A 9,113-nucleotide genomic window follows, 5' to 3' on the forward strand; every position below is an offset into this window, starting at 1 on the left:
TCGATTGTGGATGCCGGACCTGCTAGCACATGGCGGAAGCAAACGTTACTGACCATTTTTCAAAAGTAAAAAGGCAGTTTACGTCTTTGACGAAACTGACCATGACTATTAAAAAACCATTTTAAGGAGAGATTTTATTATGCCATATATTCAACATGTATACGCTCGTGAAGTATTAGATTCACGCGGAAATCCAACTGTAGAAGTAGAAGTAATTACGGAGTCTGGTTCATTCGGACGCGCAATCGTTCCATCTGGTGCATCAACTGGTGAGCACGAAGCAGTAGAACTACGTGACGGCGACAAGTCACGCTACCTTGGAAAAGGTGTTCAAAAAGCGGTAGATAACGTAAACAATATTATCGCTGAAGAAATCATCGGTATGGATGTAACTGACCAAGTTGGAATCGACCGTACAATGATTCAATTAGACGGAACTGAAAACAAAGGTAAGCTAGGCGCTAACGCAATCCTAGGTGTTTCTATGGCTGTTGCACACGCTGCTGCTGAATTTGTTGGTCTTCCATTATACCGTTACCTTGGTGGATTCAACGCGAAGCAACTTCCAACTCCAATGATGAACATCATCAACGGTGGATCTCATGCTGACAACAACGTTGACTTCCAAGAATTTATGATTTTACCAGTAGGAGCTCCTACTTTCAAAGAAGCTATCCGTATGGGTGCTGAAATTTTCCACTCATTAAAGAAAGTTCTTTCTGACAAAGGTCTTAACACAGCTGTAGGTGACGAAGGTGGATTCGCTCCAAACCTTGGTTCAAACCGTGAAGCTCTACAAGTGATCATGGAAGCAATCAAAAATGCTGGTTACGAGCCTGGAAAAGACATTTTCTTAGGTATGGACGTAGCGTCTTCTGAGTTCTTCAACAAAGAAACAAAACAATATGACCTAGCTGGAGAAGGCCGCACTGGTTTATCTTCTGAAGCAATGGTTAACTTCTACGAAGAATTAGTTAACGAATTCCCAATCATCTCAATTGAAGATGGTTTAGACGAAAACGACTGGGAAGGCCACAAGCTATTAACTGAGCGCATCGGTGACCGCGTTCAATTAGTTGGTGACGACCTATTCGTTACAAACACAAAGAAGCTTGCTGAAGGTATCGAAAAAGGAATTGCTAACTCAATCCTTATCAAAGTGAACCAAATCGGTACTCTTACTGAAACTTTCGAAGCAATCGAAATGGCGAAGCGCGCTGGTTACACAGCAGTTGTTTCTCACCGTTCTGGTGAAACTGAAGATGCAACAATCGCTGACATCGCAGTAGCTACAAACGCTGGTCAAATCAAGACTGGTTCTATGAGCCGTACAGACCGTATTGCTAAGTACAACCAACTTCTTCGCATCGAAGACGAGCTTGGCGAACTAGCTGTATACGATGGAATGAAATCACTTTATAACTTGAAGAAGTAATTTGAGTTAATGGGCGGGCCTTTTGTTGGGCCCGCTTTTTTGTGAGTTCAGTTGGACGATTAGGAGTGTGGTAGTCGCTGATATATTGGTGAAAGTCGCCGATATATTCAAAAACTCGCTGATATAGTTGCAAAAGTCGCTGATATATTTATAAACTCGCTGATATTTCCTCTACGCTGGCTTTTGGATAATAGATTCGCCCCTTATTTGATCCGGAATAGTCCAGGTTTAACTCGTTTAATAGACGTTTAGCCACATCCGGAGACTCTAACAACATAAATTCCCGAAATTCCTGGTTCGTTATCGTCGGTTTTATTAAATAAAAGTAGTCTTTCAGTGCAGAAATATGTGCATTAGCATCGTTATTGTCACAATACGCACAATACCACTTCCCATACAATCGCTCCATCCTCAATCTACCACAAGCACCGCATTTCACCCCTTTACAAATATCAGCAGGAGATAACCCAAATCGACCAAGTGCATTATATTCAGCAGGCCGATGACTCTTTAAAAGAAGCTTACTTACTCTTTTAACTCCACGTTGATCCAAAATATCCATTTTGAATTTACTATTCAGTCCGTTAATTCGCTCTGGTAACTTATCACTATGAATAACACACTGAAACAAGTATGCTTTACCAGGATCAGTTCGTATAATGGAAGCTGGGTTGCTTACCACCACAAAGTACTCTATTGAAATACGCAAACCACAGTGTTTCAATAACCACGCTCCCAACTTCTCTTGTTGTCTCTTCGCCTGTGTGATTGGGTCCTGAAATCCGTTTTCCTCCCCATCTTTCATGCGAATCAGTTGACCAAATGCTGAATCAAAAAACAACGTACCCATAATATTTTTCGTTTCGAGTAGCAATGCAAATCTAGTAGTTAGAACTAGGAAATCAATTTGAAAGTAGAATTCTCCTAATGGAAGACGTAAATTGTGGAAAATAAAGTACTCTTTTTCGGGGAGTTGTTGAAGATAATACAAGAGGGATTGCTCACCTTTATGTCCGGCAAGTCTTCTAGCTAATTCACTCGTCACTTCAGCTTTCACGCATTGACCTGCATTTAACCGTTTTTCCAATGCCATTAACTTATAAATGGCTAAAGGCATCTCAAAATCCTTAACAAACAATAACACCACTCCAATCAAAATGATCTCCTCTACCATTTCTCCCATCACCCCCACATTTCCTCCAAAAGGAAACTATTGTTTATAAACTTGTGTTATGGTACATTTAAACTACTGCAATGTGCGTTTTAGGAGGTGGACTTTTTATGGAAACATTAGTTACTGTATTACTTGTGGTCGTTTCGATCGCTTTGATTGTGGTTGTGCTTCTTCAGTCTGGAAAAAGTACAGGTCTTTCTGGTGCTATCTCGGGTGGAGCGGAACAGTTATTCGGGAAGCAAAAAGCACGTGGACTTGACCTATACCTCCACCGTGCGACAATCGTTTTATCGGTATTCTTCTTTATCCTAACGGTTTTACTAGCGTACGTTTTTTAAGAGTCTACAAACCTGGCCACTTTCGGGGTCAGGTTTTTTTGTGGCTGTTGTGAAATGTTCGAACATATCATTGGAATGTCGTCGCAAACTATGATTACAATAATTAAATAGATACGAACAGTTTAAAGGAGTTTTACATATGAAAATTGCTATGCCAAAGCCATTTACGTTTGAAGGGGGATCACGAGCGGTTCTTCTCCTACACGGATTTACAGGAAACAGTGCAGACGTACGAATTCTAGGTCGTTTTTTAGAAAAAAGAGGGTACACCTGTCATGCGCCGCACTACAAAGGGCATGGAGTTCCACCGGAAGAACTTGTCCATACGGGACCTGAAGACTGGTGGGAGGACGTGACAGAGGCGTACGAGTACCTGAAAAATAAGGGCCACAAGGAAATTGCTGTGGCTGGGCTGTCTCTAGGTGGCGTATTTTCACTGAAATTGGGTTACACTGTACCTATTAAGGGAATTGTTCCAATGTGTGCCCCGATGTACATAAAAAGTGAAGAAGTCATGTATGAGGGAATCCTGGATTACGCTCGGGAATTTAAAAGACGTGAAGGAAAATCAGCTGAACAAGTCGAAGCAGAGATGGATGACTTTAAAAAGACGCCAATGAACACATTGAAGGCACTACAAAACCTTATTGCTGATGTTCGTGATCATGTGGATCATATTTACGCTCCAACCTTTGTTGTTCAAGCACGCCATGATCATATGATCAATACAGACAGTGCCAACATTATTTACAACGGAATTGAATCTGATGAAAAGTCTATTAAATGGTACGAAGAATCTGGACACGTCATCACCCTAGATAAAGAGAAGGAACAGTTACACGAAGACGTTTTTCAGTTTTTAGAAAGTTTAAATTGGGAAGAATAAGTGAAAAGGAGGGTTTACTATGGACGAAAGTATTAAACAACACGTCGATAAACTTCTTCATTATATGAAGGACGAAGCCTACAAGCCTCTAACTGTACAGGAGCTGGAAGAAGCATTTGGGATCCAGGACTCTGGTGATTTTAAAGATTTTGTAAAAGCACTTGTACATATGGAAGAAAAGGGACTTGTCGTCCGAACAAGAAGCAATCGTTACGGACTGCCAGACAAGATGAACCTAATAAGAGGAAAATTAACAGGACACTCGAAGGGATTTGCATTCGTTATTCCTGAAGAACCAGGAATGGATGATATCTTTATCCCGCCAAATGAAACGAATAATGCCATGCACGGTGATACCGTATTAGCACGTGTAAACTCAGAAACCTCTGGCCAGAGGAGAGAAGGAACGATCGTACGAATTCTTGAGCGTGGTATTCAGCAAGTGGTTGGAACCTATACAGAAAGCAAGCATTTTGGCTTTGTGATTCCAGATGATAAAAAGTTTACGAGTGATATTTTTATTCCTAAAGCTGCTGCAAAAGGGGCAGTGGAAGGACATAAAGTTGTCGTGCTTCTCACGATGTATCCAGAAGGAAGAAAAAGCGCAGAAGGTGAAGTTATTGAAATTCTTGGACATAAAAATGATCCAGGAGTTGATATTCTTTCAGTCATTCATAAGCATGGACTTCCAGGGCCATTTCCAGAAGAAGCCATCAAGCAAGCAAATGAGACTCCAGATGAAATTGATGAAAAGGATCTCGTAGGTCGCCGCGATCTTCGTGACCAAGATATCGTTACCATTGACGGTGCCGATGCAAAAGACTTGGACGATGCTGTAACGGTTACAAAGCTTCCTAACGGAAATTACAAGCTGGGCGTACATATTGCTGACGTATCACATTATGTAACGGAGGAGTCTCCGATTGATCGTGAAGCTGCCGATAGAGGGACAAGTGTGTACCTTGTGGACCGTGTGATTCCGATGATTCCGCACCGCTTGTCAAATGGGATCTGCTCTTTGAATCCACAGGTTAACCGTCTAACGCTTTCTTGTGAGATGGAGATAACATCGACGGGGGAAGTCGTTAATCACGAAATTTTCCAAAGTGTGATCAAAACAAAAGAACGTATGACCTATAGTGACGTGAATAAAATCTTAACCGACAAAGACGAGGAGCTCTTGAATCGTTACGAGCCACTTATCCCTATGTTTGAGATGATGGAAGAGCTAGCAGCTATCCTACGTAATAAGAGGATGAATCGAGGAGCTATTGACTTTGACTTTAAAGAAGCAAAGGTTCTTGTTGAAGAGGATGGCAAACCAACGGATGTGGTCATTCGTGAGCGTTCCGTTGCGGAAAGGTTAATTGAAGAATTCATGCTTGCGGCAAACGAAACAATTGCTGAGCATTTCCATTGGCTGGAGGTGCCATTTATCTATCGTATTCACGAAGATCCAAAGGAAGATAAACTACGTAAGTTTTTCGAGTTTATCACGAATTTTGGCTATATCGTAAAAGGAACAGCGAATTCGGTTCATCCTCGTGCGCTTCAGGAAATCATTGAAGAAGTACAAGGAAAGCCTGAAGAGATGGTTGTTTCAACCGTTATGCTTCGCTCGATGCAGCAGGCGAAGTACGATCCAGAAAGTCTTGGTCATTTTGGACTATCAACGGAGTTCTATACGCACTTTACGTCACCAATCCGTCGTTACCCAGACTTAATCGTTCATCGCCTCATTCGAACGTATCTTATTGAGGGTAAGCTTGATCAAGCAACGCGTGAAAAATGGGATGCTCGCTTACCAGACATTGCAGAACATACCTCTAAGATGGAACGTCGTGCAGTTGATGCCGAGCGTGAGACAGATGAGCTGAAAAAAGCGGAATATATGATGGATAAAATCGGTGAGGAATACGATGGCATGATTAGTTCGGTGACAAACTTTGGAATGTTTGTTGAGTTGCCGAATACGATTGAAGGTTTGGTTCACGTTAGCTATATGACGGATGATTATTATCGCTTTGATGAGCGTCACTATGCAATGATCGGTGAACGTACCGGGAAGGTCTACCGAATTGGAGACGAAATTACTGTACGTGTCGTAAAAGTTGATAAAGACGAGCGTTCCATCGACTTTGAAGTCGTTGGTATGAAGGGAGCTCGTCCAGTTGATCGCGATCGTACACCTAGGGTATTTAAAACAGGCAGTACCGAGAAAAAGCCTCGCAGGAAAGCAGGTGCTGGGGACCCAAGAGGCGGATCTGGCGGATCTGCTGGCTCGAAGCCGCGTGGTGGATCAGGTTCTAGCCCTGGCTCTGCTCGTAAGAAAAAGAAGCATTTCGAAAATGCTCCTAAAGCGAAGCGTAAGAAAAAACGGTAATCATACAGAGAGAGCCATTCAGTATGGCTCTCTTCTTCCCTCTATTGGGGAAGTTTGCTACAATAGAGAAACAGACGAGCACGAAAGGAGGAGAATATCGTGCCAAAAGGAATGGGGAAGGTCGTTGCCCAAAATAAAAAGGCAAATCACGACTACTTTATTGAAGAAACATATGAGGCAGGAATGGTTCTCCAAGGAACGGAAATTAAATCGATTCGTAATGGTCGTATAAACTTAAAAGATTCGTATGCAAGAATTCAAAACGGCGAAATCTATCTATTAAATGCTCATATTAGCCCATACGAGCAAGGAAATCGCTACAACCACGACCCTCTTCGCCAACGTAAGTTATTGCTTCATAAGAGAGAAATTGATAAACTATTAGGCGAAACAAAGGAAGCGGGTTATGCGCTAGTTCCTCTGAAAGTATACTTGAAAAATGGCTACGCAAAGATTTTAATTGGTCTTGGAAAAGGGAAGAAGAACTACGATAAGCGTGAAGATCTGAAAAAGAAGGAAGCAAAGCGTGACATCGAACGAGCTTTCCGAGAAAGACAGAAATAAGTTACTTACAAAAACTTACAATTGAAATCGTAAAGAAGTATGCTATAATAACTTATGTCGGGTAACTGACAAACATATTCTTAGCTCTGAAGCTTACCTTCAGACTTTCCTAACGTACGCTAGCGTGAAATACCAATAGCGCACCTTTAACTTGAGGGGACGTTACGGATTCGACAGGGGTAGTTCGAGCTTAGGTTGCGAGTCGAGGGGATCGGCCTCGTTAAAACGTCAAAGCCTATAACTGGCAAAACAAACAACAACTTAGCTTTCGCTGCTTAATAGCGCGTAGCTGTTCCTCCCTCCATCGTCCATGTGGTAGGGTAAGGGACTCACTTTAAGTGGACTACGCCGGATCCCACCGTCTGAGGGTGAAGGAAGAGAACAACCAGACTAGCTGACCGGGCGCCTGTCGATAGGCAGATGGTTCAGCGAAATACGAATATGTCGACTACACTCGTAGACGCTTAAGTGGCGATATCTTTGGACGTGGGTTCGATTAGTTCATAGTCGCCTTGTGTGGTAACATACAAGTGAAAATTCGGCTTTATCGGTGAAACCTAAGTCGCACTCGTGGCGATAAGGCAATGCCGAGCGGTATGTGAAGCAATTCAACAGCCGTGTATCGACTTATAGGCTGCCAATATGGTAGTACTAGGATGCAGCATCCTGCTTGTGAAGCAAGCAAAACTACGATCTGCATAATACGCCGAAGAACCTGTAACTAACAGGTTTAAGATATAGTCAGTGCCATCTCGAAAGAATGGAATAGCACGTCCCACCGTCTCCACCAAATACATATTTGGTGGTTTTTATTTTGTCTAAAAAGCTATAACTGAAAAAATTCCTCTTTGAATTGTAGTTTTTGTTTTAATAATGTGGGTGAATATTTCCCGTTTCTTCGACTAACATTATCATAAAATCTTAGAATCCAAAGGGCATGTGCTCGTTTTTTGTTAACCCTTAAATAGGGGTGTGTTTTTTCCAATACTTCAAACACCTTTTCTTTTTTCTTAATAGTTAATGTGTAGGAGTCTTTATGTCTTTCAGGATTATAATTTTTTTTATTGTATATTACTCCATCTGTTAAGCTTTTTATGTAAATCAATAATTCTTTATCAGTAGAGGAGATCGAAATACAAGGTCACCTAAATTCCCCTTTATGCATTCTGGTTAGGCTTATAGAACCTTCACCATCAATAGTTCCAGCTATATATGAAGCTTCCCATTCCTTCAATTAGCTTCCTCTTCTCTTATGGAACAAATGTTCCTATATTATTATATAGCATAGTAAAGATGTTTGACTTAACGAAATAAGTACAATTTATTAAATAATGAAATAAGTGCTGTGTGAAGTTGATTCATAGGTCGATCGATAATCTTTGTCTCAGTTATTGTAAAAAGCTCTATTTAGAAGGAAGTTGGAAAACAAATTTAAAGTGATAATATTTTACGAATTAGAAGAAAATAGTTCTTAGGAAAGGAGGGATTGTCTATGAAAATGAGGTTAACAGGGTTAGTCGTTTTGCTTTCGATGATTCTGGTTATGACTACACCATTCGGTGTGTTTGCCAAAGTCGGTGACGTTACGCAACCTATGGAAATGGAGAAAGCGATTGAGGTCGAGTTAAACGATGATTACTTTAATCCAAAAGCCATTACTATCCCCAATGGAAAAACGACAACGTTGATATTGAAAAACAAAGGTAAGAAAGAGCATACCTTTACAGTGGAAAAGCTCGGAATTGACGCAGAAGTTCAGCCGGGTAAAGAAAAAACAATTACTGTAAATCCGAAAACCCCTGGTACATACGAACTAATATGTAGGTACCATGTCAAGGAAGGTATGGTTGGAAAAGTAATAGTCAATTAACTAGCAGGGCCATTCGTGCCTTGCTTTTATATTTGACAACTTTTGCTGGTTATTATTTTAGTGTACAAATATATGATAAACCTCTTGTTTTTTATAAAAGAATTATGTAATATGTAATCCTTGGCTTCAGATGTTGAAGCCTCTTGAAAAAATAATTTTAAAACAGAAGTTGACTTCTGCGAATTAAGATGATATAGTATTACTTGTAGCCGACAACAACGACTTGAAAATAACGATTAAAAAAGTTTTTTCGCAGAAGTTGACAACGGTGAAATGATATAGTAAGATAATCAAGTGCTTAATTGAACCTTGAAAACTGAACAAGACAACAACAAACGTCAACGTTTTAACTAAGTTTTAAACTTTAAGAGCTAATCTTACTCTTTATTGGAGAGTTTGATCCTGGCTCAGGACGAACGCTGGCGGCGTGCCTAATACATGCAAGTCGAGCGGATCTTTGGGA

The 9,113-nt window shown here is 40.9% G+C and carries 8 protein-coding genes, 1 rRNA gene and 1 other RNA gene; 8 read left to right on the forward strand and 2 right to left on the reverse strand.

From position 1 onward, the window contains the following. Positions 1-139 precede the first annotated feature (139 nt). Positions 140-1,435 (forward strand): phosphopyruvate hydratase, encoded by a 1,296-nt coding sequence (gene eno, locus ACQ5H4_RS14490; RefSeq protein WP_066058826.1) that lies wholly within the window; start codon positions 140-142, stop codon positions 1,433-1,435. Between the two features lie 148 nt (positions 1,436-1,583). Here the strand turns inward: eno and ACQ5H4_RS14495 are convergent, their stop codons facing one another. Next, entirely contained in the window at positions 1,584-2,618 is a 1,035-nt protein-coding gene (locus tag ACQ5H4_RS14495; protein ID WP_430775707.1) for a nuclease-related domain-containing protein, read from the reverse strand. 98 nt (positions 2,619-2,716) lie between these two features. On the opposite strand from ACQ5H4_RS14495, the gene secG reads away from it, so the two are divergent. The 5 genes from secG to ssrA all read left to right on the forward strand — a co-directional run bounded on the left by secG (position 2,717) and on the right by ssrA (position 7,279). Next, positions 2,717-2,947: a preprotein translocase subunit SecG gene (secG, locus tag ACQ5H4_RS14500; RefSeq protein ID WP_430775698.1), complete on the forward strand. Its 231-nt coding sequence runs from the start codon at positions 2,717-2,719 to the stop codon at positions 2,945-2,947. 139 nt (positions 2,948-3,086) lie between these two features. Continuing rightward, a complete protein-coding gene (locus tag ACQ5H4_RS14505; protein WP_430775699.1) occupies positions 3,087-3,833 on the forward strand; it encodes an alpha/beta hydrolase in 747 nt (248 codons plus the stop codon). Between the two features lie 19 nt (positions 3,834-3,852). Next, a complete protein-coding gene (gene rnr / locus ACQ5H4_RS14510; RefSeq protein ID WP_430775700.1) occupies positions 3,853-6,216 on the forward strand; it encodes a ribonuclease R in 2,364 nt (787 codons plus the stop codon). Positions 6,217-6,315: 99 nt separating this feature from the next. Continuing rightward, positions 6,316-6,780 carry an SsrA-binding protein SmpB gene (gene smpB, locus ACQ5H4_RS14515; protein WP_119709954.1) on the forward strand — a complete coding sequence of 155 codons (465 nt, stop codon included), beginning with the start codon at positions 6,316-6,318 and terminating at the stop codon, positions 6,778-6,780. Between the two features lie 163 nt (positions 6,781-6,943). Continuing rightward, positions 6,944-7,279: a transfer-messenger RNA gene (gene ssrA / locus ACQ5H4_RS14520) on the forward strand. A 109-nt stretch (positions 7,280-7,388) separates the two neighbouring features. Here ssrA and ACQ5H4_RS14525 read toward each other — a convergent pair. Further along, the gene (locus tag ACQ5H4_RS14525) at positions 7,389-7,559 is read right to left on the reverse strand and encodes a hypothetical protein (protein ID WP_430775701.1); all 171 of its coding nucleotides are present in this window, start codon (positions 7,557-7,559) and stop codon (positions 7,389-7,391) included. Positions 7,560-8,266: 707 nt separating this feature from the next. Between ACQ5H4_RS14525 and ACQ5H4_RS14530 the strand changes: the two genes are divergently transcribed. Together ACQ5H4_RS14530 and ACQ5H4_RS14535 are read left to right on the forward strand one after the other, a co-directional pair. Then, positions 8,267-8,650, forward strand: coding sequence for a cupredoxin domain-containing protein (locus tag ACQ5H4_RS14530; RefSeq protein ID WP_430775702.1), 384 nt, complete (start codon positions 8,267-8,269; stop codon positions 8,648-8,650). 384 nt (positions 8,651-9,034) lie between these two features. Then, positions 9,035-9,113 (forward strand): 16S ribosomal RNA (locus ACQ5H4_RS14535); the annotation flags it as partial.

This window comes from Bacillus coreaensis, from assembly GCF_050586445.1.
Taxonomy (GTDB): domain Bacteria; phylum Bacillota; class Bacilli; order Bacillales; family Cytobacillaceae; genus Robertmurraya_A; species Robertmurraya_A coreaensis.